Annotated in this window: 22 protein-coding genes; 10 read left to right on the plus strand and 12 right to left on the minus strand. The window is 62.1% G+C overall.

The window, feature by feature from the left end:
• Positions 1-127 precede the first annotated feature (127 nt).
• The 3 genes from creD to creB form a co-directional block, all read right to left on the minus strand.
• Positions 128-1,519: a cell envelope integrity protein CreD gene (creD, locus tag O0881_RS17815; RefSeq protein ID WP_289912399.1), complete on the minus strand. Its 1,392-nt coding sequence runs from the start codon at positions 1,517-1,519 to the stop codon at positions 128-130.
• An 86-nt stretch (positions 1,520-1,605) separates the two neighbouring features.
• Complete coding sequence (gene creC / locus O0881_RS17820) at positions 1,606-3,027, minus strand: two-component system sensor histidine kinase CreC (RefSeq protein WP_289912400.1); 1,422 nt, start codon at positions 3,025-3,027, stop codon at positions 1,606-1,608.
• Positions 3,024-3,749: a two-component system response regulator CreB gene (creB, locus tag O0881_RS17825; RefSeq protein WP_289905797.1), complete on the minus strand. Its 726-nt coding sequence runs from the start codon at positions 3,747-3,749 to the stop codon at positions 3,024-3,026. The genes creC and creB overlap by 4 nt, the downstream gene beginning before the upstream one ends.
• Before the next feature lie 175 nt (positions 3,750-3,924).
• Between creB and O0881_RS17830 the strand changes: the two genes are divergently transcribed.
• Positions 3,925-4,473 (plus strand): tetratricopeptide repeat protein, encoded by a 549-nt coding sequence (locus tag O0881_RS17830; RefSeq protein WP_099665741.1) that lies wholly within the window; start codon positions 3,925-3,927, stop codon positions 4,471-4,473.
• A gap of 18 nt (positions 4,474-4,491) precedes the next feature.
• Here O0881_RS17830 and O0881_RS17835 read toward each other — a convergent pair whose 3' ends face one another.
• The 7 genes from O0881_RS17835 to O0881_RS17865 form a co-directional block, all read right to left on the minus strand.
• On the minus strand, positions 4,492-5,337 hold the full coding sequence (locus O0881_RS17835; RefSeq protein WP_077398829.1) for a DUF817 domain-containing protein: 846 nt from the start codon (positions 5,335-5,337) through the stop codon (positions 4,492-4,494).
• Positions 5,338-5,550: 213 nt separating this feature from the next.
• A complete protein-coding gene (gene rpsJ, locus O0881_RS17840) occupies positions 5,551-5,868 on the minus strand; it encodes a 30S ribosomal protein S10 (RefSeq protein ID WP_010394389.1) in 318 nt (105 codons plus the stop codon).
• Between the two features lie 178 nt (positions 5,869-6,046).
• Positions 6,047-7,237 carry an elongation factor Tu gene (gene tuf, locus O0881_RS17845; protein WP_077398776.1) on the minus strand — a complete coding sequence of 397 codons (1,191 nt, stop codon included), beginning with the start codon at positions 7,235-7,237 and terminating at the stop codon, positions 6,047-6,049.
• 72 nt (positions 7,238-7,309) lie between these two features.
• Positions 7,310-9,415 (minus strand): elongation factor G, encoded by a 2,106-nt coding sequence (gene fusA / locus O0881_RS17850; RefSeq protein ID WP_077398827.1) that lies wholly within the window; start codon positions 9,413-9,415, stop codon positions 7,310-7,312.
• Positions 9,416-9,523: 108 nt separating this feature from the next.
• A complete protein-coding gene (gene rpsG, locus O0881_RS17855) occupies positions 9,524-9,994 on the minus strand; it encodes a 30S ribosomal protein S7 (protein ID WP_010394377.1) in 471 nt (156 codons plus the stop codon).
• Between the two features lie 152 nt (positions 9,995-10,146).
• Positions 10,147-10,530: a 30S ribosomal protein S12 gene (rpsL, locus tag O0881_RS17860; RefSeq protein WP_010394376.1), complete on the minus strand. Its 384-nt coding sequence runs from the start codon at positions 10,528-10,530 to the stop codon at positions 10,147-10,149.
• 212 nt (positions 10,531-10,742) lie between these two features.
• Positions 10,743-10,937: a hypothetical protein gene (locus O0881_RS17865; RefSeq protein WP_289912401.1), complete on the minus strand. Its 195-nt coding sequence runs from the start codon at positions 10,935-10,937 to the stop codon at positions 10,743-10,745.
• A gap of 18 nt (positions 10,938-10,955) precedes the next feature.
• Here O0881_RS17865 and O0881_RS17870 point away from each other — a divergent pair, with 18 nt between their 5' ends.
• Positions 10,956-12,881: a phosphoethanolamine transferase gene (locus O0881_RS17870; RefSeq protein ID WP_289912402.1), complete on the plus strand. Its 1,926-nt coding sequence runs from the start codon at positions 10,956-10,958 to the stop codon at positions 12,879-12,881.
• 9 nt (positions 12,882-12,890) lie between these two features.
• Here the strand turns inward: O0881_RS17870 and O0881_RS17875 are convergent, their stop codons facing one another.
• Positions 12,891-14,456: a DNA mismatch repair protein MutS gene (locus tag O0881_RS17875; protein WP_289912403.1), complete on the minus strand. Its 1,566-nt coding sequence runs from the start codon at positions 14,454-14,456 to the stop codon at positions 12,891-12,893.
• 207 nt (positions 14,457-14,663) lie between these two features.
• Between O0881_RS17875 and O0881_RS17880 the strand changes: the two genes are divergently transcribed.
• From O0881_RS17880 to O0881_RS17915, 8 genes are all read left to right on the plus strand, one after another.
• Positions 14,664-15,929 carry an efflux RND transporter periplasmic adaptor subunit gene (locus O0881_RS17880; protein ID WP_289912404.1) on the plus strand — a complete coding sequence of 422 codons (1,266 nt, stop codon included), beginning with the start codon at positions 14,664-14,666 and terminating at the stop codon, positions 15,927-15,929.
• Positions 15,930-15,964: 35 nt separating this feature from the next.
• The gene (locus O0881_RS17885) at positions 15,965-16,681 is read left to right on the plus strand and encodes an ABC transporter ATP-binding protein (protein ID WP_289912406.1); all 717 of its coding nucleotides are present in this window, start codon (positions 15,965-15,967) and stop codon (positions 16,679-16,681) included.
• A 9-nt stretch (positions 16,682-16,690) separates the two neighbouring features.
• On the plus strand, positions 16,691-18,013 hold the full coding sequence (locus O0881_RS17890; RefSeq protein WP_289912407.1) for an ABC transporter permease: 1,323 nt from the start codon (positions 16,691-16,693) through the stop codon (positions 18,011-18,013).
• Between the two features lie 28 nt (positions 18,014-18,041).
• The gene (locus O0881_RS17895; RefSeq protein WP_289912408.1) at positions 18,042-19,280 is read left to right on the plus strand and encodes an FtsX-like permease family protein; all 1,239 of its coding nucleotides are present in this window, start codon (positions 18,042-18,044) and stop codon (positions 19,278-19,280) included.
• Between the two features lie 28 nt (positions 19,281-19,308).
• Positions 19,309-20,661, plus strand: coding sequence for a sigma-54 dependent transcriptional regulator (locus tag O0881_RS17900; protein WP_289912409.1), 1,353 nt, complete (start codon positions 19,309-19,311; stop codon positions 20,659-20,661).
• 14 nt (positions 20,662-20,675) lie between these two features.
• Positions 20,676-21,992 carry an ATP-binding protein gene (locus tag O0881_RS17905; protein ID WP_289905807.1) on the plus strand — a complete coding sequence of 439 codons (1,317 nt, stop codon included), beginning with the start codon at positions 20,676-20,678 and terminating at the stop codon, positions 21,990-21,992.
• A gap of 238 nt (positions 21,993-22,230) precedes the next feature.
• Positions 22,231-22,755 carry an FxDxF family PEP-CTERM protein gene (locus O0881_RS17910; protein WP_099665750.1) on the plus strand — a complete coding sequence of 175 codons (525 nt, stop codon included), beginning with the start codon at positions 22,231-22,233 and terminating at the stop codon, positions 22,753-22,755.
• Between the two features lie 59 nt (positions 22,756-22,814).
• Entirely contained in the window at positions 22,815-23,594 is a 780-nt protein-coding gene (locus O0881_RS17915; protein ID WP_289899536.1) for a spermidine synthase, read from the plus strand.
• A gap of 10 nt (positions 23,595-23,604) precedes the next feature.
• On the opposite strand, the gene O0881_RS17920 is transcribed toward O0881_RS17915, so the two are convergent.
• Positions 23,605-25,077 (minus strand): PLP-dependent aminotransferase family protein, encoded by a 1,473-nt coding sequence (locus O0881_RS17920; RefSeq protein ID WP_289912410.1) that lies wholly within the window; start codon positions 25,075-25,077, stop codon positions 23,605-23,607.
• Positions 25,078-25,135 lie beyond the last annotated feature (58 nt).

Consider the following 25,135-nt stretch of genomic DNA (forward strand, 5'->3'; position numbering starts at 1 on the left):
CCGTAAACAATACCAACCAGCTACCAATTAACGGCGCCGCGTTTTTCCGGCGCCAAATAAAAAAGTCAGCCCGGACATATCTCCGTCCGGGCTGACTGCAAGGCAACGCATGGCGCCCGAGTGGTCCTTACTCTTGCGGCGCTCCTTTGCCAATCTGATACCAGTTCACCTTGCGCGTCGCCACCATGATGACGGCCAGCACGGCGAACAGCAGGATGCTGCCCATTACCAGCGCATTGTTTTCCGAGCTCAGCAAACCATACAGGGCGCCATACAGCAAGGTCAGCGCCACGCCGAAGCCGATGCCGCGCCAGGCGTTGTGCAGCACGTGCACCAGGTAAAAGCTGGTCAGCACGATACAGGCGGCGCTGGCGATCAGATAGGCGGCCAGGAAGGCGATATGCTCGGCCAGGCCCACCAGCAGCAGGAAGAAGATCACCAGCGACAGGCCCACCAGCAAATATTGCACCGGGTGGATCGGCAGGCTTTTCAGGATTTCAAAGATGAAGAAGGCGGCAAAGGTCAGCGCCACGAACAGCAAGCCATATTTCGTGGCCCGGTCCGATTGCGAATACACATTGACCGGCTCGATGAAGCCCACGCTGAAGCGGTCAATCTGGCCCAACGGGGCGCTGTCGGGCACCTTGAATTCCCCTTCGATCGTGCTCAGCTGCGTTTGCGCATTGGTGGCCAGCGACGAGATGTTCCACGCTACATTGAAACCCTGGGCATCGATCTGGCGATTCTTCGGCGACGGCAGGAAGCGCCCGCCAAACTGCGGATGGGGCCAGTTCGACTTGATCTGGATCTGGCTGTTCTTGGCCACCGGCACGAAATGCTGGCGTTCGATGCCATCGAGGCCCAGGTCAAAGCTGAAGCGCACCTGCTGCGGTGCCGCCAGAGGCATGGCGCCCAGCGGCGCATGCAAGCCGCTGCGGAAGGCAAACAGGTCGGTACCCTGCTCGAACTCGATCTTTTGTCCGCCCCAGTCGATTTTCGGGATATTGCGGATGCCGCGCACGTCCTCGATGGAGAGGGCGACGAAAGGCTGACCCAGGGTCAAGCGCGAGTCCGGCGACTTGCGCGGCAACTGGCTGCTGGCCGGCACCGTGAAGTCGCCCTTGAACGCATGCTGGCCGCTGTAGACCAGCACCTGGTGGATGCCGCGGTAACGGCGGTCCGTCTCGATGTTGCCGTTGATCTGCAAATCGTTCGGGTACACGATAAGGCGGCGCTGCACCAAACGGCGCAGCAACTCCGTGCGCACAGGCGCTTTCGCTTCCTTGTCATCGCCCTTGGCCACTTCCACGCGCTCGTCGTACTGCTCCGTGTAGGGAATCACGAGGATGGGGCCGATAATGGTTTGTTCGCGCACCGAATCGGCGGCGATGCTATTGACGGCTTCCTGGCGGAATTCCATCCGCTCCTTGATCGTTTCCTGAATCATCAGCAAAGGCAGGCCGATCAGCAACATCAGGCCGAACACGATCAACGCTTTGACTAAGAGAGTTTTTTGCATGGCGCATCCTTGAAGTAAGGCGGCCAGTGTAGGGAAGCTGTATGCGCTGACGATGCAGTCTGTGTGAAGCCTGTAAATAAAGTGCGCTAGGCCAACGGCAGACACAGGCACGCGCAGGCACCGCCTTCCGCATGATTGAGCACCTCGACCGTGCCGCCATGCAGGGAAGCGACCTCGCGCACGAAGGGCAGGCCCAATCCCGTGCTCTTGCCGGCGCTCGGGCGCGGCAAGGAATAGAAGCGCTCGAAGACGCGTTCGAGCGCATATGCGGGGATGCCCGCGCCGCGGTCACGCACGGCAATTTCCACCTGGCTGCCCTGGCGCCGCGCCGTCAGGTCGATGCAGCTGCCGGGCGGGGCAAAGCCGGCCGCGTTATCGAGCAAGTTGCCCAGCGCCTGGCGCAGCAACAGGGGGTCGCCCGCCACGCTCGCCTCGTCGTGCTGCAGCTGCAGACGCACGCCGCGCGCCGCCAGGGTGGCGGCCGCATCCTGCGCCACTTGCGCCAGCAGGGGCGCCAGCGCGATACGCTCGGGGTTATCCAGGCGCTGCTGCTTTTCCACGCGCACCAGGGCCAGCAGCTTGTCGATCAGTTGCCGCTGGCGCGCATTCTGCTCCAGGATGCTGGCAAGGAACTGGCGACGTTCGGCCGGCGGCATGTCTTCCTGCAGCAACTCGGCCGAAGCCTGGATGGCGGCGATCGGGCTCTTCAATTCATGCGCCAGCGTGTGCATCAGCTGCTCCACATACTCCTTGCCCTCCAGGCGCGTGCGCATCGCCTCCAGCGCCCGCCCCAGGGTGCCGATCTCGTTCTGGCCCAGCGCCGGCAGCGCCACCTTGCGCCCTGCGTCCACATCGCCGATGTAATGCATCAGCTTGCCCAGCGCATGGTGCAGCCACCAGGCGAATGCCAGGCCGATCAGCAGCGACAGCAGCAACAGCACGGCACCGCGCTGCAGTATCTTGCGCTGGCTGCGTTCGACAAACGCCTGCACGCTGGCATTCGGCTTGGCCACCGTCAGCACGCCGATCACCTCATTGCCGTCGCGAATCGGCGCGGCCACGTGCATGACCGTCGACATCTCGTCGTCTGGCCGGCTGCGCGTGCTGCGCGCGCCATACTTGCCCTGCAAGGTGAGGTACACGTCATTCCAGCGCGAATAGTCGCGCCCCACGTCGCGCCCGCTGGAATCGAACAACACGATGCCATGCCGGTCCGTGATGGTGATGCGGTAATCGAGCGTGCGCTTGCGCACACCGTTGATATTGACGTCCACGCCATGGCGCGCGTAATCCTGCATGCGTTCTGCCACGGGCGACTGCGCCAGGCTGCCCGCCTTCACGTCGGGCGCCACCAGGCTGGCCAACAGCTGCGAAGTATCGACCAGGGTGTCTTCCAGGGTCGAGCGCACACCGGGCTTGACCTGCTCCATGAAGACGTTCAGCAGGAACCATGCGGCCAGCCCGACGATCAGGAAGTAGCCGAGCAGGATGCGCAGGCCGATCTTCATGCGCCGGCCAGGCTGTAGCCGAGGCCACGGTGGGTGTGGATGGGGTCGACTTGCGCATCGATGGCGCGCAGCTTGGCGCGCAGCGATTTGACGTGCGCGTCGACGGTACGCTCGAGCGTGTCCGGCGCCCCGCTCCACACGCGCTCCATCAGCTGCGCGCGCGACAGCACGTGACCGGGATGCGCAAGCAGGGTTTTCAGCAACAGGTATTCATAGCGGGTCAGGTCCAGCGGCTGGCCGTGAAAGAGCACCTTCGCCTCCAGCGCGCGCAATTCGAAGCGCGCCGGCGCGGCGACAGGCGCGACTATCGTCATGCCAGTCTCGCGAGGAGCTTGCGCGACACCTGCGCGGCGCAGGATGACGCGGATGCGCGCCACCAGTTCGCGTGGCGAAAACGGTTTCGTGACGTAATCGTCGGCGCCGATTTCCAGGCCGACGATACGGTCGATCTCATCGCTGCGGGCCGTCAGGAAGATCACCGGCACCTCGGAAAACTGGCGCAGCCGGCGGCACACTTCCAGTCCGCTCATGTCGGGCAAGCCCACGTCGAGCACCACCAGAACGGGCATCTGCGCGGCTTCGCCGGGCGTTGGACGCAGCGCGGCCAGGGCTTGCTCACCCAACATCACATGGCGCGGCGCAAAGCCGTCCGTGCGCAAGGCATAGGCGATGCTGTCGGCAATCGCCTGTTCATCTTCCACGATCAGGACAGTCTTGGACATGGCGGCGGCACGCAGTAGTGGACAGACCCGGAGTATCCCTGAAGCACGCAAGCGGCGTCAATCGCACACCTTGCCGCGCACCGGCAAAAAGCCACCCGCCCCAAAAAACTTATAGTATATTTATCGCAGCATGACTCCACCGATACACCGTGTTTGACACCCGTCCGAGGAGACTATGAAGAACCATACCATCAGCCTGCTATGCGCTGTCAGCCTGCTGGCCGCCTGCGCGGCGCCAGCGACGATCACCACCTCCAACGCACAACAAGACGCCTGCAACGCGGCCGAGCTCAAGGGCCAGTTTGGCGAAGCGGAACTGGCTTGCGTACAGGCGCTGCGCAGCGCCGAGCAGGCCGGAGCCAGCGCGGACATCCTCTCGCAGCGCCAATACAACCTGGGCCGCATCAAGCGCTTGCAGGGCAAGAATGCCGAAGCGGAGCAACTGTACCGGCAAGCGCTGGCCACGGAAGAAGCGGCGCAGCCACGCAGCGATGCGCGCGTCGGCCGCCGCATGGTGGAACTGGCGTCGGCCCTGGCCGCGCAAGGCAAGTGGCAGGAAGGCACGGGCTACCTGGAACGCGTGCTGCCGTTGCTGCCGAAGCTGTCGTCCGCGTCGCGCACGTATTCGGCGGAAGTGCTGCGCCAGTACGCCAGGCAGTTGCAAGGCGGTCCGCAGGCCGCATTGGGCGCGCGCTTCGACGCGGTGGCGGCCAGCCTGCAATAAGCAACTCCCGGGCCCGGCCTAGGGCTGGGCGACGTGGATGCTGGCCTTGATGTGCTTGAGGTGGGCCACGATGGTGAACGTCATCACCACCAGCAGCGACCAGGAGCTCCATTTGCTGACATGCACCACCGACCAGGCGCCAAGCTGGTTCGGATAGCGCCACACGCCCCAGAAAGTGCTGATGTTTTCAGCCAGCCAGATAAAGAAACCGACCAGCACGAAACCGAGCAGCAAGGGCATGCTGCGGTCGCGGTCGAGCGGACGGAACACCACAGTGGTGCGCGCATACAAGCCCAGCGCGCAGGCGGCCAGGTACCAGCGATAGTCGCCGATGTAATGGTGAGTAAAGAAGTTGGCGTAGATCAGCACAGCGATCAGCACCGCCATCCAGTATGGCGGATGGTGGCGAATCCGCATGTCGAGCAGGCGCCAGGTCTGGATGATGTAGCTGCCGACCGCCGCATACATGAATCCCGAAAACAGGGGAACGCCGAACACTTTGGTATAGGCAAAGTCGGGATAGCTCCAAGACTGGATCGTCCCCGATACCTTGAATACTTCCAGCGCAAAGCCCACCGCATGGAACAGGCAAATGGCTTTCAGCTCATCCCACGTTTCCAGTCCGCTCCAGACCATTGCGGCCTGGATCGCCAGCGCCACCAGCAGCAGCACGTCATAGCGCGGCAGGCCGAACAGGCCGGCGCGCGGCACCAGGAACACGGCAGCAAAAAACAGCCCCACGAACAGGCACGACCTCGCCTCCTTAATGCCGAAATACAGGAATTCGGTCAGGAAGCGCGGCCAGCCGCGCAAGCGCTGGCGTGGAGTCGCATTTAACAGGTGGGTATCGAGGGCATTGAGCATGCAGCAACTTTATCGACGGGCTGCAGCACTGTAAAGCGATTTTGCACGCAGGCAGGTGGCGCCAGTACTGGGCAGGCACCAATAGCAATGGGGCCGGGCGCACTCACGATCGTGAGCAGGCCCGGCCCCATCATCAGGCAGCGGGACACCCCGCCGGCCTGGAACAGCTGTCAATACCTGATGCTACGGTGTTGTCAGCTGCCCTGAAAACTCTTATTGCAGTTTGATTTCGACATCAACACCAGCTGGCAGGTCCAGCTTCATCAGCGCGTCAACGGTTTTGTCCGTTGGGTCAACGATGTCCATCAGGCGTTGGTGCGTACGGATCTCGAACTGATCGCGCGAAGTTTTGTTGACGTGCGGGGAACGCAGCACATCGAAACGTTGAATACGGGTAGGCAGTGGTACTGGGCCTTTGACGACAGCGCCGGTGCGCTTCGCGGTTTCAACGATTTCCAGAGCGGACTGGTCGATCAGCTTGTAATCGAAAGCCTTCAGGCGGATACGGATTTTTTGGTTTGGTGCCGACATGATATTTCCTTAAAAGAACGAACCGCGCGGTCTGCACGGCAATGAGGTCATACGGGAATTTCTGACGCTACAACCGTCAGGGTCGACATGATAGCAGCAAAATGCTTGCCAACCCCGGCAGTTGAATAAAAAGAAGGGCGCCGGGCGACGACGCGTCTTCTTTTCTATCGCTTAATAATTAAGCGATGATTTTGGCAACCACGCCGGCGCCGACGGTACGGCCGCCTTCGCGGATAGCGAAGCGCAGACCTTCTTCCATCGCGATCGGGTTGATCAGCTTGACGGTGATCGACACGTTATCGCCTGGCATGACCATTTCTTTGTCTGCTGGCAACTCGATCGAACCGGTTACGTCCGTCGTGCGGAAGTAGAACTGTGGACGATAGTTGTTGAAGAATGGCGTATGACGGCCGCCTTCGTCTTTCGACAGAACATAGATCTCGCCGGTGAAGTGAGCATGCGGCTTGATCGAGCCTGGCTTTGCCAGAACTTGACCACGTTGCACGTCTTCACGCTTGGTGCCGCGCAGCAGCAGACCAACGTTGTCGCCTGCTTGACCTTGGTCCAGCAGCTTGCGGAACATCTCCACGCCGGTGCAAGTCGTTTTGACGGTATCGGTGATACCAACGATTTCGATCTCTTCGCCGACTTTAACAATGCCGCGCTCGATACGACCGGTCACAACGGTACCGCGACCCGAGATCGAGAACACGTCTTCTACTGGCATCAGGAACGCACCGTCAACAGCGCGCTCTGGCGTTGGGATGTATGCATCCAGCGCATCGGCCAGACGCAGCACTGCGTCAACGCCCATTTCGCCTTCTTTGCCTTCCAACGCCATACGTGCCGAACCTTTGATGATTGGCAGGTCGTCGCCTGGGAATTCGTACTTCGACAACAGCTCGCGCACTTCCATTTCAACCAGTTCCAGCAGCTCTGCGTCGTCGACCAGGTCGCACTTGTTCAGGAACACGATGATGTATGGAACGCCAACTTGGCGGGCCAGCAGGATGTGTTCGCGGGTCTGTGGCATTGGGCCGTCAGCTGCGGAGCACACCAGGATCGCGCCGTCCATCTGGGCAGCACCGGTAATCATGTTTTTGATGTAATCGGCGTGGCCTGGGCAGTCAACGTGCGCGTAGTGACGCGTTTCCGTTTCGTACTCGACGTGGGCGGTGTTAATCGTGATACCGCGCGCTTTTTCTTCTGGAGCTGCATCGATCTGGTCGTATGCTTTAGCTTCGCCGCCGAATTTCTTCGACAGAACCGTTGCGATTGCAGCGGTCAGCGTGGTTTTACCGTGGTCGACGTGGCCGATGGTGCCGACGTTGACGTGCGGCTTGGTCCGTTCGAATTTACCTTTTGCCATTTTATTCTTCCTTAGAACAATGATTTAAATGTAGGGACCGGCATTCTCGTGAAAGCCGGCCCGGAACTTCTATTACTTAGCTTTCGAGCTTACGATTGCTTCAGTCACATGCTTAGGTGCTTCAGCATAGTGCTTGAATTCCATCGTGTAAGTCGCACGACCTTGGGTCGACGAACGCAACGACGTAGCGTAGCCGAACATTTCCGACAGAGGCACTTCGGCCTTGATGATCTTGCCGCCACCGCCAGCAATTTCATCCATACCTTGCACCATGCCGCGACGCGACGACAGATCGCCCATCACGGTACCGGCGTAGTCTTCCGGCGTTTCCACTTCCACGGCCATCATCGGCTCCAGGATGACTGGCGATGCTTTGCGGCAGCCATCTTTGAATGCCATCGAAGCGGCCATGCGGAATGCATTTTCGTTCGAGTCAACATCATGGTACGAACCGAAGAACAGCGTGACTTTCACGTCAACGACTGGGTAGCCAGCCATCACGCCCGAAGTCAGCGTGTCGCGCACACCTTTTTCAACTGCAGGGATGTATTCGCGAGGAACGGTACCGCCCTTGATCGCGTCAACGAATTCAAAGCCCTTGCCCGGTTCTTGCGGTTCGATCTTCAGAACCACGTGACCGTATTGACCACGACCACCCGATTGCTTGACGAATTTGCCTTCCGACTCTTCGCACACTTTACGGATCGTTTCGCGGTAAGCCACTTGTGGCTTGCCGACGGTGGCTTCAACGTTAAATTCGCGCTTCATGCGGTCAACGATGATGTCCAGATGCAACTCGCCCATACCGGCGATGATGGTCTGGCCCGATTCTTCATCGGTACGCACGCGGAACGATGGATCTTCTGCTGCCAGACGGTTCAGCGCCAAGCCCATTTTTTCCTGGTCGGCCTTGGTTTTTGGCTCAACCGCTTGCGAAATCACTGGCTCAGGGAAGACCATGCGCTCCAGAACCACGCTTGCCTTGTCGTCGCAAAGCGTATCGCCAGTGGTGGTGTCTTTCAGACCCACAACGGCGGCGATGTCGCCAGCGCGCATTTCCTTGATTTCTTCGCGTTCGTTCGCTTGCATCTGCACGATACGGCCGATACGCTCTTTCTTCTGCTTCACGGAGTTCAACACCGAGTCGCCCGAATTCAGGGTACCCGAGTAGCAACGGATGAAGCACAGCTGACCCACGAACGGATCAGTTGCGATTTTGAATGCCAGCGCAGAGAATTTCTCGTCGTCGTCAGCTTTACGCTCGACAGGCTGTTCATCTTCATCCAGACCAGGTACTGGCGGAATGTCGATTGGCGATGGCAGGTACTCGATGACCGCGTCCAACATGGCTTGTACGCCCTTGTTTTTAAAGGCGGTACCGCACAGCATTGGAACGATTTCGCTGGCGATGGTACGTTGACGCAGAGCAGCCTTGATCTCGGCTTCCGACAGGTCGCCTTCTTCCAGGTACTTGTTCATCAGGTCTTCCGACGCTTCAGCAGCGGCTTCAACCATGTTCTCGCGCCACTTGGCAGCATCAGCGGCCAGGTGTGCAGGAATGTCTTCGTATTCAAACTTCATGCCTTGCGAAGCGTCGTCCCAGATAACCGCTTTCATCTTGACCAGATCGATAACACCGGTGAAGACGTCTTCAGCGCCGATAGGCATCTGAATAGGTACTGGGTTGGCTTTCAGACGCGAACGCATCTGATCGTAGACCTTGAAGAAGTTGGCGCCGGTACGGTCCATCTTGTTCACGAAGGCCAGACGTGGCACTTTGTACTTGTTAGCCTGACGCCATACCGTTTCCGATTGTGGCTGCACGCCGCCGACTGCACAGTAAACCATGCAGGCGCCATCCAACACGCGCATCGAACGTTCCACTTCAATGGTGAAGTCAACGTGGCCTGGGGTGTCGATGATGTTGATGTGGTGAGCTGGGAAGTTGTTAGCCATGCCTTTCCAGAAGCACGTAACAGCAGCCGAGGTAATCGTGATACCGCGCTCTTGCTCCTGTGCCATCCAGTCGGTGGTGGCAGCGCCATCATGGACTTCGCCCAGCTTGTGGTTCACGCCTGTGTAGAACAGGACGCGCTCGGTCGTGGTCGTCTTACCTGCATCGATGTGAGCGGAGATACCGATATTACGATAGCGCTCAATGGGGGTCTTGCGGGCCATAATTAATCCTAAATGAATGGACAAAACCGAGCAGCATTTTTTTGCAAAAATGAGCCCGGCCTCGAACAACAGATGCTTGACAGCCGCCTTGCGGTAGCTGGCTTTATATTAGAAGCGGAAATGCGAGAACGCTTTGTTCGCTTCAGCCATACGATGGACTTCGTCGCGTTTTTTCATCGCGCCGCCGCGGCTTTCAGCCGCTTCCATCAGCTCACCGCCGAGGCGTTGTGGCATCGATTTTTCGCTGCGCTTGTTAGCAGCTTCACGCAACCAACGCATGGACAGAGCCATACGACGGACTGGGCGAACTTCGACCGGCACCTGGTAGTTTGCACCACCGACGCGACGGGATTTCACCTCAACCAACGGCTTGGCGTTGTTGATTGCGGTAGCAAAAACTTCGAGTGGATCTTTACCCGATTTTGCTGCGATATGCTCGAAAGCACCGTAGATGATGTTTTCTGCAACCGATTTCTTACCGGACAGCATCAGCACGTTTACAAATTTAGCGACATCAGTGTTGCCGAATTTTGGATCTGGCAAAATTTCGCGCTTGGGTACTTCACGACGACGTGGCATATCAATTCCTTTCAATCTTCAGTTGAGCGCGCGTTCTTCGCACACTCGCGGACGACCATCATAGTCCTCCACTTACTCGACCAGATGCGGTCGACTACATTCACTTAGCTAGTTGCCACTGAGCGAAACTTGGGTTTGCTGCGTACAACTTATTACTTCTTGCCTGCTTTAGCGCGCTTGGTACCGTACTTCGAACGCGATTGCTTACGGTCTTTAACGCCTTGGGTATCCAGGGCACCGCGAACCATGTGGTAACGCACACCCGGCAAATCCTTAACGCGGCCGCCGCGCAACAGCACAACACTATGCTCTTGCAGGTTATGGCCTTCACCGCCAATGTACGAAATGACTTCGAAACCATTGGTCAGACGAACTTTAGCGACTTTACGCAGAGCCGAGTTAGGCTTCTTTGGAGTCGTGGTGTAAACACGTGTGCAGACGCCACGTTTTTGCGGGCTGTTTTCCAGCGCCGGCGATTTGCTCTTCACGGTCAAAGCGACGCGTGGATTGCGAATCAATTGATTGATGGTTGGCATCGTTATAAATCCAACAAAAAACTACGATTAATAACCCGGGCAAGATGCCCGGCGACTAAAACCTCGTCCCGCTTTCATCTACTGCGCACCGGAGGCGCCCGCAGCCACTCGATAAGGAGCGGCCATGAAATGCCAAGCAATACGTAAACGATGAGCAGAATAAAATCGAGAACTCGCTAGTTTAGACCTTGTGTTACAGGGGGTCAATCAGTTTACCGCTTTTTGCTATAAAAAAAGGCAAAAAAGCGGCACTTTTGTGGCATTTTGACTAACTTTTTGGGGCGGCGCGCGGGTGCCGGCACCTCGCGGCGCTTGATGATTTGGCATTCTTTCTCTGTAACCAAGCTTCGGGCGCGCACATTCTTGTATGACCGCAAGACAACAAAAGGATTGATAATAGCGGACATTTTTCGCTGCCCTCCTTTATGCGCTCCTTGCTTCGCCCCGCCACTCTGTTCCTGCTGCTGACCTACGCCTTGCTGACGGCCGTGCCCTTCATCCCCGCGCTGCTGGGACGTCCGCTCGAGTATCCCTGGCAGATGCTCACGTTCGAACTGCTGGCCTGGCTTGCCGTCTGGAGCGTGTTCAAGCGCCCCGCATATTTCCACTGGCTGCTGGTGCCCGCCTTCCTGGCCCTGCCAACAGAAATCTACCTGTTCATCTTCTATGGCCAGGGCATTTCCACGCACCACCTGGGTATCATCTTCGAAACCAGCCCCAAGGAAGCGATGGAATTCCTCGGGCAAAAAGTATGGCTGATGGGCGCCGTCATGCTGGGCGTGATCGCCTGGTGCGCTGCCAGCTGGTTTGCGGCCGCGCGCACGCGCGACCTCGACTGGCGCGGCAAGACGCGCCCGGTCGCCTTTGTGCTGTTGCTCCTACTGGGCGGCTTCTGGTGGTATGGCTACGAATTCGGTTTCGACGCCAAAGTCCTGCACAGCGCCCCCGTATCGGCCAAGGCCAGCAACTCGACGGCCAACGGCAAGGCGGGCGCCTCCGGCTTCGGCGACGCCAGCTCGGCCGATGACGAAACGGCCGAGGAAGACGAGGAAAGCAGCAAGCCGGAGAACGCCAGCATCGCCGGCGCCGACGAGACGGGCCTGGGCTGGCCCAGCCTGCCCCACTGGGCGCGCCTGCCCTACGCCTTCGACACCGTCAGCAATTCCTGGCCCTTCGGCCTGGCCGCGCGCGGCTTCGATTTCTACAAGGAACGCAAATACCTGGCCGAACTGGGACAGAAAAGCAGCAGCTTCCGTTTCGGCGCGCACCAGCAACAACCCGATCCCCATCCGGAAGTGGTGGTCATGGTGATCGGCGAATCGTCGCGCTACGACCGCTGGAGCCTGAACGGCTACGAACGCGACACGAATCCCCTGCTGAAACAGGAAAGCAACCTGGTGCCGCTGGCCGACGTCATCACGGCCGTCTCCGCCACGCGCCTGTCCGTGCCCGTCATCATCTCGCGCAAGCCGGCCACGCAAAGCCTCAAGGATGGCTTCTCGGAAAAATCCTTCCTCACCGCCTACAAGGAAGCGGGCTTCAAGACCTACTGGCTATCGAACCAAATTTCCTTCGGCCAGTTTGACACGCCCGTGTCCGTGTTTGCCAAGGAAGCGGACGTGGTGCAATTTCTGAACCTGGGCGGCTTTACCAACAATTCGAACTTCGACCAGATCCTGTTCGATCCGTTCAAGAACGCGCTGGCCGACCCGGCGCCGAAAAAACTAATCGTGCTGCACACGCTGGGCAGCCACTGGAACTACAGCCAGCGCTATCCCAAACAATTCGACAAGTGGCAGCCGTCGCTGTTCGGCGTCGACAAGCCCGTCTACACGGACACGGCCATCAAGCCGCAGCTGAACAACAGCTACGACAGCTCCATCCTGTACACGGACTGGTTCCTGTCGAACGTGATCGGCATGCTGAAGGACGATGGCCAGCGCACGGCCCTGCGCAGCTCGCTCGTCTACGTGGCCGATCACGGCCAGACCCTGTACGACGGCACCTGCCGCCTGGCCTTCCATGGCCACAACACGCAGTTCGAATTCCACGTGCCCGCCTTCGTCTGGTATTCGCCGCAATTCCAGCAGCATTATCCGGACAAGGTGACGCAACTGCGGCGCCATCAAAAGGCGCGCCTGTCGACGGAAAACATGTTCCACACCCTGCTCGACCTGGGCGACATCCGTTTTGCCGGCGAACAACCCGAATGGAGCATCGCCAGCCCCCGCTTCAAACAGCACAAGCGCTACGTCGACAGCTATGGCTGGACCAACTACGACAACGCCATCATCCGCGGCGATTGCCGCGAAGTGATCGACAAGAGCACGCCGGAGAAACAGGAAAAGTAAGCGCGGCCATCAGGCCTGTTCGAGGACGCCGCCGCAATCGGCCGGCTGCGCCATGTGCGTGCTGAGCCAGTCGAAGACGCGCCCGGCCTTGACCGCGATGCCGGCGTCAAAACCGCGCTGCGCCAGCAGGGCGATGCCATTCGTGGCCTGCAGCACGCCGGGCGCCAGCAATAGCGCGCCGGCATCATCACGGCGCACGCACCACGGCGCCAGGCAGTCTTCCAGCAGCGGTCCCAGTACGAGGTTGTGCGACGAGACGAGCACCAGGTGCTGGGCCGCCAGGCTGTGCAGCACGGCGGCAGCGGCGGCCACCGATTCGAGGTGGTTCGTACCGCGGAAGATTTCATCGATCAGGAACAAGGCCGGCGCGCCCTCCCTGGCCAGCGCCAGCAATTCGCGCGCGCGCCGCAATTCGGCGATGTACAAACTTTCGCCGCCATCGAGCGAGTCTTCATTCTGCATGCTCGAATACAGGGGCAGCAGGGGCACCCGGGCCGCCTGCGCATAGCAAAAGCCGAAGGCGCGCGCACTGATCAGGTTGAGCCCCACGCCGCGCAACAAAGTACTTTTACCCACCGCATTCTGCCCCGAAATGAAGGCGCCGCGGCCATCGAGCCGCAGCGACAGGGGCTTGGCGCCGTCCAGCAGTGGATGCACCATCGCGTCGAGCGACAATTGGCACGCGCCCGCTTCCTGCGCCCAGCAGAGCTGCGCACGGCCGCGCAGGTGGCGCGCCAGGGCCAGGTCCGCTTCCAGCTGGGCCACCCGGGTAAAGCTGTCGCGCAAAAAGGGCAGCTGCCCCGCCACCAGCTGGCGCGTGCGGAAATAGCGCTTGACGTTTTTCAGCAGGAGCCAGTCGCCATATTCGACCAGTACCGTATCGATGAAGGGCACGTAATGCAACAGCGAACGCTCGATGGCGCGCGTCAGTTTTGCCGCCTGCGCACCCTCCGCAGCCAATGGCAAGACTGCCGGCACATCGAGCCGCGCCAGCGCGGTGCGGGTTTTCAGCAGATAGCGCAAGGTATCGAGCGTGCGCTCCCACGCCTTGGCGCTTTCGTAAAAACGCACCTGCACGGTCATCAGCGCCACACAGGCGGCCAGCATGCCAAACAGGGCCGGCCACCCTACCAGCCAGGTGGCGGCGATGGCCAGTAACAAGGCCAGCGGCACCAGCCAGAGCCAGGCACTCCACCAGGGCGCCGGCGCCAGCGCCGCGCCAAACAGGGTCTCGCTCACTTCCGTGTCGGCCTGACGCAATGGCAAGCAGGCGCGCTGCAGGCTGGCCGCCTGGGCCGGATCGTCCAGCAATCTCCGGACGCGGGCAATGGAGGCCAGATCGGCCTGGCCGCCGCTCAGGCGCCGGTGCAGCTCCTGCTGGCCGAAGATGCTGGTCTCGCACGCCAGCTGCGCCGCATACTGGTCGAGCAGCAGTTCGTCCCAGGTCTGGCCGTCCAGCGCTGGCGCCTCGCCCGCCAGCCGCTGCAGCATTGCCACGTCGCTGCGCGCAAAAGGATAATCGAGCGCCGGCGCGAAGACACGGGCAGGGAAAAGTTGCTGGAAGAACGGATGCATGGCGCCTGGGGAGGAGTCTATGAAAGGTATGTACCAGCAGATGCAGGCGATTGCCAATTTATCAAGTGCAACCTGAGCGGACGGACATGCTGGACAACGCGGACACGGCGGACAGCCGGACGCAAAATATTTTTCCCATTTAAATCAAATACTTAACAAATGGCACGGATTGTGCATTGAGAAAGGTATCCTTCACGAGACCTGACCATGATCCGCGATACTTCCTCCCAAGACGCCGTCCTGTCCGCCCCGCCGGGCCAGCGCCACAAGCAACGCGCCCTGCTGCTGGCCGGCGCCGTCATCATCATCGGCGCCGGCATCGCTGTCGTTGCCGGCTGGCGCAACAGCGAACATTCCGTCAACAGCAGCCGCCTGCGCATGGCCGACGTCACGCGCGGCACCCTGATCCGTGACGCGGCCGTCACTGGCCGCGTGGTGGCCTCGATCAGCCCGACCTTGTATTCGACCACCGTGGCCACCGTCACGCTGAAGGCAAAGGCGGGTGACACGGTGAAAAAGGGCGACATCCTGGCCGTGCTGGAGTCGCCCGACCTGTCCGACGCCCTCAAGCGCGAACAATCGAGCGTGCAGCAGCTGGAAGCGGAAGTGGCGCGCCAGCAGATCCTGGCCAAGAAGCAGAAACTGCTGGCGCGCCGTGAAGCCGATACGGCCGAAATCGAGCGCCTGTCCGCACAGCGCACGCTCGAACGCTATGAAAGCGTGGCGCAGGTGGGCATCATCGCCAAGATCGATTACCAGAAGGCCAAGGATGCCTTGAATTCGGCCGATATCCGCAGCAAGCACGCGTCCCAGGCGGCAGGCCTGGAAAGCGAAGACGTAACCCTGGCCCTGAAAACAAAAAGCAATGAACTCGAACGCCAGCGCCTGGTGCGCGACAACGCCCAGCGCAGGGTCGATGAATTGACCGTGCGCGCGCCCGTCAACGGCTTTATCGGCACCCTGTCGGTGGCCAACCGCAGCGTGGTGCAAGCCAATACGGCCCTGATGACCCTGGTCGACCTGTCGCAGCTGGAAGTCGAGCTCGAGGTGCCTGAAACCTATGTGGCCGACATGGGCCTGGGCATGCGCGCCGAGATCGAAACGGGCGTCATCCGGGCGACCGGCAAGCTGTCGGCGCTGTCGCCCGAGGTGGTCAAAAACCAGGTGCTGGCGCGCGTGCGTTTCGATGGCGCGCAACCGGCCGGCCTGCGCCAGAACCAGCGCGTGGCGGCGCGCTTGCTGATCGATGAAAAACCGAATGTGCTGATGCTGGCGCGCGGCTCTTTCGTCGAAGCCGAAGGTGGCCGCTTCGCCTACGTCGTGCGCGACGGCGTGGCCATTCGCACGCCGATCAAACTGGGTGCGACCAGCGTCGCGGCAGTGGAAATCCTCGACGGCTTGAAACTGGGCGACAAGGTGGTGGTCGCCGGCACGGAAAATTTCGAGAACGCTGCCCGCGTCTCGCTCAACTGACACATCATTCAACTTATATCCTGAGAGGCCCCGCCATGCTGCGCATGCAAAACCTGAGCAAAGTCTACCGCACCCACATGATCGAAACCCACGCGCTGCGCGGCTTCGACATCCATGTGCAACAAGGTGAATTCGTCACCGTCACCGGGCCGTCCGGCTCGGGCAAGACGAGCTTCCTGAACATCGCCGGTCTGCTCGAGGAATTCACCGACGGTGAATACATCCTTGACGGCGTCAACGTCAAGGGCATGGACGACAATGCCCGCTCGCGCCTGCGCAATGAAAAACTCGGCTTCATCTTCCAGGGTTTTAATCTGATTCCCGACCTGTCGCTGTTCGACAACGTCGATGTGCCGCTGCGCTACCGCGGTTTCAACCGCGCCGAGCGCAAGGAGCGCATCGAGGAAGCGCTGGCCAAGGTCGGTCTGGCATCGCGCATGAAGCATTATCCGGCCGAATTGTCGGGCGGCCAGCAGCAGCGCGTGGCGATCGCGCGCGCGCTGGCCGGCTCGCCCAAGCTGCTGCTGGCCGATGAACCGACGGGCAACCTGGACACCCAGATGGCGCGTGGCGTGATGGAGCTGCTGGAAGAGATCAATGCGCAAGGCACCACCATTCTGATGGTCACGCACGATCCGGAACTGGCGCTGCGCAGCCAGCGCAATGTGCACATCATCGACGGCCAGGTGTCGGATTTGGTGCAGCACAGCGCCTCGCTGTCGGCCAAGCTGCAGCACCCCGTGACCGCGTAAGGAGAGAACATGTTCCGCTACTATTTCACGCTGGGTCTGCGCAACCTGCGCCGCAACCGCGCCCTGACCGCGCTGATGGTGCTGACCCTGGCCGTCGGCGTGGCCGCCAGCGTCTCCACCGTCACCATCCTGCACGCCATGTCGGGCGATCCGCTGCCGCACAAGAGCGACCGCCTGTTCGTGCCGATGATCGACATCCTGCCCGTCAAAGGCTACGTTCCCGGAGAAAAACCCGGCTTCGCGCAAGTCCAGATGAGCTATATCGATGCGCGCAATTTCATGGCCAGCAAGGTGGGCGTGCGCCGCACCGTCATGTACGGCGTGGCCGGTCCGGTCGAGCCGGCGCGCAAGGATATCGGATCGTTCAACTCCCAGGGCATGGCGCCCACGCGCGATTTCTTCAGCATGTTCGACGCCCCATTCCTGTACGGCCAGCCGTGGAGCGAAGCCGATGACGCAAGCGGCGCCGACGTGATTGTCCTGAGCCGGGCGCTGGCCGAAAAACTGGTGGGCACGAACAACCCCGTCGGCCAGCGCGTCACGGTGCTGGGCCGCCCCTACATGGTGACGGGCGTGCTGGCGACCTGGGACGTGGTGCCACGCCCGCACCACATCATCGGCAGCAAGGGTGCATTCGGCGCGGAAGACGAATTCTTCATCCCGTTTGCCAGCGCGATTCGCCACGAGGCGGAGCATGACGGCGGCATGAGCTGCCATGGCGACCAGACAGCCCCCGGCTTCCAGGGCCGGCTCGACTCCAGCTGCACCTGGCTGCAGTTCTGGTTCGAAATGGCCAGCAGCGGCGAACGTGGCCAGCTGCAGCAATACCTGGACGCTTACGCGGGCGAGCAGCGCAAGCTGGGACGCATGATGCGCAATGCGCCCAACAAGCTGTACGACCTGAACGAATGGATGGCCTTCCTGAAGGTGGTCGACAACGACAACAAACTGGCAGCCTGGCTAGCCTTCGGCTTTCTGTTGCTATGCCTGGTGAACACCATCGGCCTGCTGCTGGCGAAGTTTTCCGTGCGTGCCAGCGAGGTCGGTATCCGCCGTGCGCTGGGCGCCACGCGGCGCGACATCTTTCGCCAGTTCCTGATCGAAAGCGGCGTGATCGGCCTGGCCGGCGGCGTGATCGGCCTGCTGCTGGCGTTTGGCGCCCTGGCCGTGGTCAGCAAGCAGTCGGAGGAACTGGGCACCGTGGCACACATGGATGTGCCGATGCTGCTGCTGACGTTTGCCATGTCGGTGCTGGCAGCCCTGCTGGCCGGCCTGTTGCCCACCTGGCGCGCCTGCCAGGTGACGCCGGCGATCCAGCTCAAGTCCCAATGACATTCACTTATTCACTATGAGGTCCAGCATGGAAATCCGTCCCATCCTGTCGGCGCTGATGCGCAGCAAAACCGGCGCCATCCTGGTGGCCGTGCAGATCGCCATCAGCCTGGCCATCCTGGCCAATGCCCTGCACATCGTCAACCTGCGCCAGGCCGTGGCCGCACGGCCCACCGGCGTGGCCGCTGAAAACGACATTTTTTATGTCAATATCCAGAACATGGACCGCGGCAGCCACCAGCGCCAACTGGCCGAGCAGAAGCGCCAGGCGGCCCTGCTGCGCGCCTTGCCGGGCGTGCTGTCGGTGGCGCAAACGTCGCAGGCGGTGCTGTCGCGCTCCGGCAACTCCACCAGCGTGTCGGCCAAGCGCAGCCAGGTCACGCCCAGCGCCAACATATCGACCTACGTCACCCCCGATGCCCTGGTCAAGACCTATGGCTTGAAGCTGGTGGAAGGACGCGACTTCCTGCCTGAGGAGGTACCCGAGATCGATGAAGATGTCGACGACAGCTACCCCAAGGTGGCCATCGTGACGCTCGCCGCAGCGCAAAAAATCTGGCCCGGCGAAACGAGCTTTGTCGGCAAGACGCTGTACAAGGGCACCGGCGCCGATGATCCAGAGCTGCGCGTGGTCGGCGTCGTCGAGCGTCTGCAAACGCAGGTCGGCCAGGTCAGGGCCGAAGGCGAATACTCGATCCTGCTGCCGGCGCGCCTGACGGGAGGACGCGATACACTGCTCTACGCGGTACGCGCCGAACCGGGCCAGCGCGACCGCGTGATCAGGGAAGCGGAACAGGCCATCCGCAGCGCCAGCAGCGACCGCCTGCTGGTGCGTATCGACACTCTGGAACAGCACCGCCAGTTGCGCTATCGCGCCGACCGCGGCCTGTCATGGATGCTGATCGCCGTGTCGACCTTGCTGCTGCTGGTGACGGCCAGCGGCATCGTCGGCATCGCCAGCCTGTGGGTGACGCAGCGCAGGAAGCAGATCGGCGTGCGGCGCGCGCTCGGTGCCCGCCGCATCGACATCCTGCGCTATTTCCTGACCGAGAATTTCATGATCACCAGCGTCGGCGTGGCATGCGGCGTGCTGCTGGCATTGGGCCTGAACCAGCTGCTGGTAAGCCAGCTGGAAATGGCGCGCCTGCCGCCCGGCTATCTGCTGGCCGGCGCGCTGGTGTTCTGGCTGCTGGGCGTGGGCGCCGTGTACGGCCCGGCATGGCGCGCGGCCAGTATTTCACCGGCCACTGCCACCCGCAGTACCTGAGCCGGCACCTGAGTGATATGCTGCGCGCATGCCTACCGTACTGATTATTGACGACAATGCCGCCGTGGCCATCGCGCTCGACGTGCTGTTCTCCCTGCACGAGATCGACGCCGTGCGCGCCGCCTCGCCCGAGGAAGGCCTGCAGCTGCTCGAACGCCACGCCATCGACCTGGTGGTGCAGGACATGAACTTCACGGCCGACACCACCTCGGGCGAGGAAGGCAGCGCGCTGTTCCACGCCATCCGCGCGCGCTACCCGGACCTGCCCGTGGTCCTGCTAACAGCCTGGACGCAGCTCGACGCGGCCGTCGACCTGATCAAGTCCGGCGCGGCCGACTACCTGGCCAAGCCATGGGACGACCGGCGCCTGATCGCCAGCGTGCAGAACCTGCTGGAGCTGGGACAAGCCAACCGCGCGCTGCGCCAGCGCGTGGTGGCCGAGCAGCGCCAGCGCCACGCGCTGGAACACGACTTCGACTTGCGCGGCATGGTGTGGCAAGACCCGGCCACCGAACGCGTGGTGCACCTGGCGTGCCAGGTGGCGCGCGCCGACGTGCCCGTGCTCATTTCGGGGCCGAACGGCAGCGGCAAGGAACGCATCGCCGCCATCGTGCAAGCCAATTCCCAGGTCGCCAGCGGTCCTTTCGTGGTGCTCAATTGCGGCGCCGTGCCGGTGGACCTGATCGAGGCGGAACTGTTCGGCGCCGAGGCCGGCGCGTACACGGGCATCACCCGCGCGCGCGATGGCAAGTTCGACGCAGCCGACGGCGGCACGCTGTTCCTCGACGAGATAGGCAACCTGCCGCTGGCCGGGCAAATGAAGCTGCTGCGCGTGCTGGAAACGGGACGCTTCGAGCGCCTCGGCTCGAACCGCGAGCGGCAGGTGAAAGTGCGCGTCATCAGCGCCAGCAACGCCGACCTGCCGGCGATGATCAAGGCCGGCACGTTCCGCGAAGACCTGTTCTACCGCCTGAACGTGATCGAACTGCGCCTGCCGCCGCTGGCCCAGCGCCCGCTTGACATCCTGGTGCTGGCGCAGCATTTCCTGGGCAGTGAAAAAACCCTAGACGCCCAGGCGCAGGCCACCCTGCTGGCGCACGGCTGGCCAGGCAATGTGCGCGAACTGAAAAACGTCATGCAGCGCGCCAGCCTGCTGACGGCCGGTCCGCTGATCCGCGCGCAGGAAACGGGCTTGCCCCTGGCGGGACTGCCATCGCTGCGCGCGCCGCAAGATGCCGCCGCGACGGAACCGGATCGCGACAGCGTCACCGCGGCGCTCGCACGTGCACACGGCGTGGTGGCGCAGGCGGCGCAGGAACTGGGACTGTCGCGCCAGGCGCTGTACCGGCGCATGGAACGCCTGGGCATCGCGCGCGGCTGATGGCCTACCGTCCCATGCGCCTCTCCCTGCTCACGCGCTGGACGGCGCTGATCGTCACCTTGCTGGTGCTGGGCATCGTCATCGCCCTGCTGCTCGCGCATTTTTTACCCGACCAGCCGCTGCTGGTGCTGGCGGGTACCCTGCTGTGTGTGTTGCCGGTCGCCGTCATCACCATCCGCGCCCAGCTGCAGGCGATGCTGTCGCTGTTTCGCGCCCTGAGCGGCACGGTCGCCAGCTACCAGGACGGCGACTTCGGCTTCAGCTTGCGCTGGCCGCAGAACGATGAACTGGCCGACCTGGTGGCGGCCCACAATGCGCTCGGCGACGTGCTGCGCAAGCAGCGCCTGGACCTGGTGCAGCGCGAACTGCTGCTCGACACCATGGTGCAAAACACGCCGGTGGCCATGCTGCTGGTGGCCGAGGGCAGCGCCATCGTCTACGCCAACCTGGCCGCGCGCCAGCTGCTGCACCATGGCCGCCGGCTCGAAGGGCATCACCTGGCCGACATCGTGCAGCAGGCGGCACCGGCCTTGGCCGAGGCGCTCGCGCGCCGCAACGACGGCCTGTTTACCAGCGGCGAGGGGGAACAGGAAGAGGTGTACCACTTGGCGCGGCGCAGCTTCAGCCTGAACGGGCGCAAGCACGAACTGCTGCTGTTGCGCCAGCTGACACTGGAACTGCGCCGCCAGGAAGTGCAGACCTGGAAAAAAGTCATCCGCGTCATCAGCCATGAACTCAACAACTCGCTGGCGCCGCTGGCCTCGCTGGCCCATTCCGGTGCCGAACTGGTACGCCGCGGCCAGACGGAACGCCTGCCGCAAATCCTCGCCACCATCGAAGAGCGCACGCGCCACCTGGAAACCTTCATCCTCGGCTATGCGCGCTTTGCCAAGCTGCCCGCACCGCGCCTGGCGCCGTGCGAGTGGCAGCCTTTCCTCGATGGCCTGGCCTCGCAAGCGCCCTTCAGGCTCGACTGCCCGCCGCCCGCGCAGGCGGCCGTGTTCGATGCGGCGCAAATGCAGCAGGCACTGCTGAACCTGCTCAAGAATGCGCTGGAATCGGGCTCGCGGGAAGAGCACATCGGCCTGCACGTCAGCCAGGCGCAAGGGCAGTTGCGCATCGAAGTGCGCGACCGCGGCCCGGGCATGAGCGGCGCCGTGCTGGAAAACGCGCTGGTGCCGTTTTATTCCACCAAGCGCAGCGGCACGGGACTTGGCCTGGCGCTGGCGCGCGAAATCGCCGAAGCCCATGGCGGGCGCATCACGCTGGCCAACCGCGAGGACGGCGGCCTGGCGGTAACTCTAATTCTTCCCTTGCTGGACAGAAATTAGTTACTGGCGCAACGATTTTTCCATCACATGCTGCGCAATTATTTTTCAGTATTATATTGATAATTAGAGTTTTTAATATTGCAACATAACGAGCGCCATGCCCGTGTATTAGAAATAAGCTATTTAAGTTTGCATAATGATATAAAAATAGCTCATTGACAATGAAATGTCCTGGCGATAATTTATCTGAGCGGTACGGTTTTTTTGAAACATTAATCGTTTTTTCGCGGGGATAAAAATGAAACTGAAATCACTCATCGCAGTAGCACTCTTGAGCGCGGCTTCCATCGGCGTAGCGCAGGCGACAGCGTACAACGTGGACCTGATCAACACCACCGGCAACCTGTGGACGGGCGGCTTCAACGCCACGCCCGATCCGCTCGGCGCCTTTACCGACACCTTCACCTTCACGCCCGACGCCACGTTCGGTTCGACCGCGCAAGCCTTCCTGGCCAACCTGTCGGTCACGGGCAGCGATGCTTCGTCCATCAACTTCAGCAGTGCCAACCTGAACGGCATCGCCCTGACGGGCTTTGGCGGACCCACCGTCTTCGGCTATGCCCAGGGCGAGGTGCTAGCGCCAACCAACCTGCTGTTCAACGGCCCGATGGTCCTCACCGTGATGGGCAACAGCAATGGCGGCAGCTATGGCGGCACCTTCAACCTGAACCTGGCCCCCGTTCCTGAACCAGAAACCTATGGCATGCTGCTGGCCGGCCTGGGCGTACTGGGCTTCCTGGCACGACGCCGCAAGCAATCTTGAGCTCCCCACCAAAAAGACGCTGCGGCGTCTTTTTTTCAGCCGGCTGCTAAACTGGCGCCATGACGACCGACTTCACCTCCACCAGCCATACCGCTTTCAGCCACCCGGGCCACCCGCCTGCCACCACCACCGAACACCGCGGCATCCGCTACCTGCACCTGGGGACCAAGTGGGTGCAGGGCGCCATGCGCCTGGACAAACCCGACGCCATCGAGCTCGAATACGTGCAGATGATGATGATGTGGATGCTGTTCAAGACGCAGCCCAAACGCATCGTGCAGCTGGGCCTGGGCAGCGCCGCGCTGACCAAATTCAGCTACCGCCGCTTCCCCGACGCCACGGTCACGGCCATCGAACTCAATCCGAACGTGATCGCCATCTGCGGCGCCCAGTTCGCGCTGCCGCCGAACGACGCGCGCCTCGACGTGCGCGAAATGAATGCGCTCGACTTCGTGCTCGATCCGGCCAATCACGGCACCGTCGACGCGCTGCAAGTGGACCTGTACGACGAAGACGCGCGCGGCCCCGTGCTCGACACGCCCGAGTTCTACCAGGCTTGCTTCGACTGCCTGACGGACGACGGCATCATGTGCACGAATGTCTTCGGCGACTTCCCCAACTACGACAAGAATCTGCAGGCGATGGAGCTGGTTTTCGACGCCGTCGTCTGGGTGCCGGAAATGGAAGATGAAAACATCGTCGTGCTGGCCTTCAAAAAATCCCCATCGCTCGACTTCAGCGATTTATACGAACGCGCCGCCACCATCAAGAAGCAGTTCAACCTGCCCGCCAAGAACTGGGTCAACGGCCTGAAGCAGTGGATGCAGGACCAGCAATAAATTAGCTGCATCACGCCGGCAGCAGCCCACCCAGGCGGCGCACCAGGCCATCCATGTGCTCGGCCGGCACCTGGGCATAACCGAGCAGGAAACCGTTCCAGCCCCCCGCATCTCCCGTGCCATGCGCGGACAGGGCCAGAGCCACGATGCCGTCCTGCGCGGCGCTGCGGCTCAGCGCCAGGTCATCCCATGCGCGATCATGGAAACGCAGCGCCAGGTGCATGCCGGCCGTGCCGCCATGGATGGATGCGCCCGCGCACGCATGGCGCTGCAGCGCCTCGCTCAAGGCATCGCGGCGCTGGCGATACAGCCGGCGCATGCGCCGCACGTGGCGCGCAAACAGGCCGCTGCGCAGGAACTCGGCCAGCGCCAGCTGTTCCGCCACCCTCCCCCGTGCGGCACCCTGCGCCTGCATCTGCGCGAAGGCCCCGGCCAGCGCGGCCGGCACGACGATAAAGGCGATGCGCAAGGCGGGAAACATGGTCTTGCTGAAGGTCCCCAGGTACACGACGGGCGCGTCGGCCACCAGTCCCTGCATCGCGGCCAGGGGTGGGCCGCCATGGCGAAACTCGCTGTCGTAATCGTCTTCGATAATCAGGGCGCCGGCCACGCGGGCGCGTTCGAGCAGCGCCATGCGGCGCGCGGGACTGAGCACGCTGCCCGTCGGATACTGGTGCGACGGCGTGGTGTAGATGAGGCGCGGCGGCGTGTCGCGCCAGTCGTCATCCGTCGGTGCGATGCCGTCCATGTCGACCGCGATACCGGTCACCTGCAAGCCCGCGCCACGGCCCGCCGCCAGCGCGCCGCCATAGCCTGGATGCTCGATCCACAAGGTGTCGCCCTGGTCGGCAAAGGCGCGCAGGCAGACATCGAGGCTGCTTTGCGTGCCGTCCGTGATGAACACCTGACCCGCATCGCAGACGACGCCGCGCGCGGCGCGCAAATGCTCGGCAATGGCCATGCGCAACGACGGCTCGCCGGCCGGGTCGCCGTAATTGAGCTGGCGCGGCGTCAGCGCGCGCCACGCGCGGTCCAGCATGCGCCGCCACTGCGCCAGCGGGAACTCATCGAGCGCCGGCACGCCAGGCGCAAACGCGCCCATGGCGTCGGCGGGAAACACTACCGAGGCATTCACATCCTGTCCCGCCACGCCGCGCAAATGCTGCGCGCGGCGCGACAAGCCATCGTTGCCCCCTGCCGCAGGCGCAGCCGCAGGCACACCGGCGCTGCCGGCGACGACGGTGCCGCGCCGGTCCGGCAAGACAAATCCTTCGCTGGCCAGCTGCTCGTAGGCGTACAGCACGGTATTGCGCGCCAGTCCCAGTTCGGCCGCCAGCACGCGCGTCGCGGCCAGCCGCGTGCCGGGCGCCAGCTGGCCGCCGCGGATCGCCGCGCGCAGGCATTCATGCAACAGGCGCTGGCGCGACCAGCCCCGCCCGCGGTGCGTGCGCTCGAACGCGTTCAGCAGCAAAGCGAAGTCCATGCTTCTCCTTCATTGTGGCTCTAAATTATTTGTCAGTTCTGGATCTTTTTTCAGAGCC

Origin of the sequence: Janthinobacterium sp. SUN100 (genome assembly GCF_030397705.1) — a bacterium.
GTDB lineage: Bacteria > Pseudomonadota > Gammaproteobacteria > Burkholderiales > Burkholderiaceae_D > Janthinobacterium > Janthinobacterium kumbetense.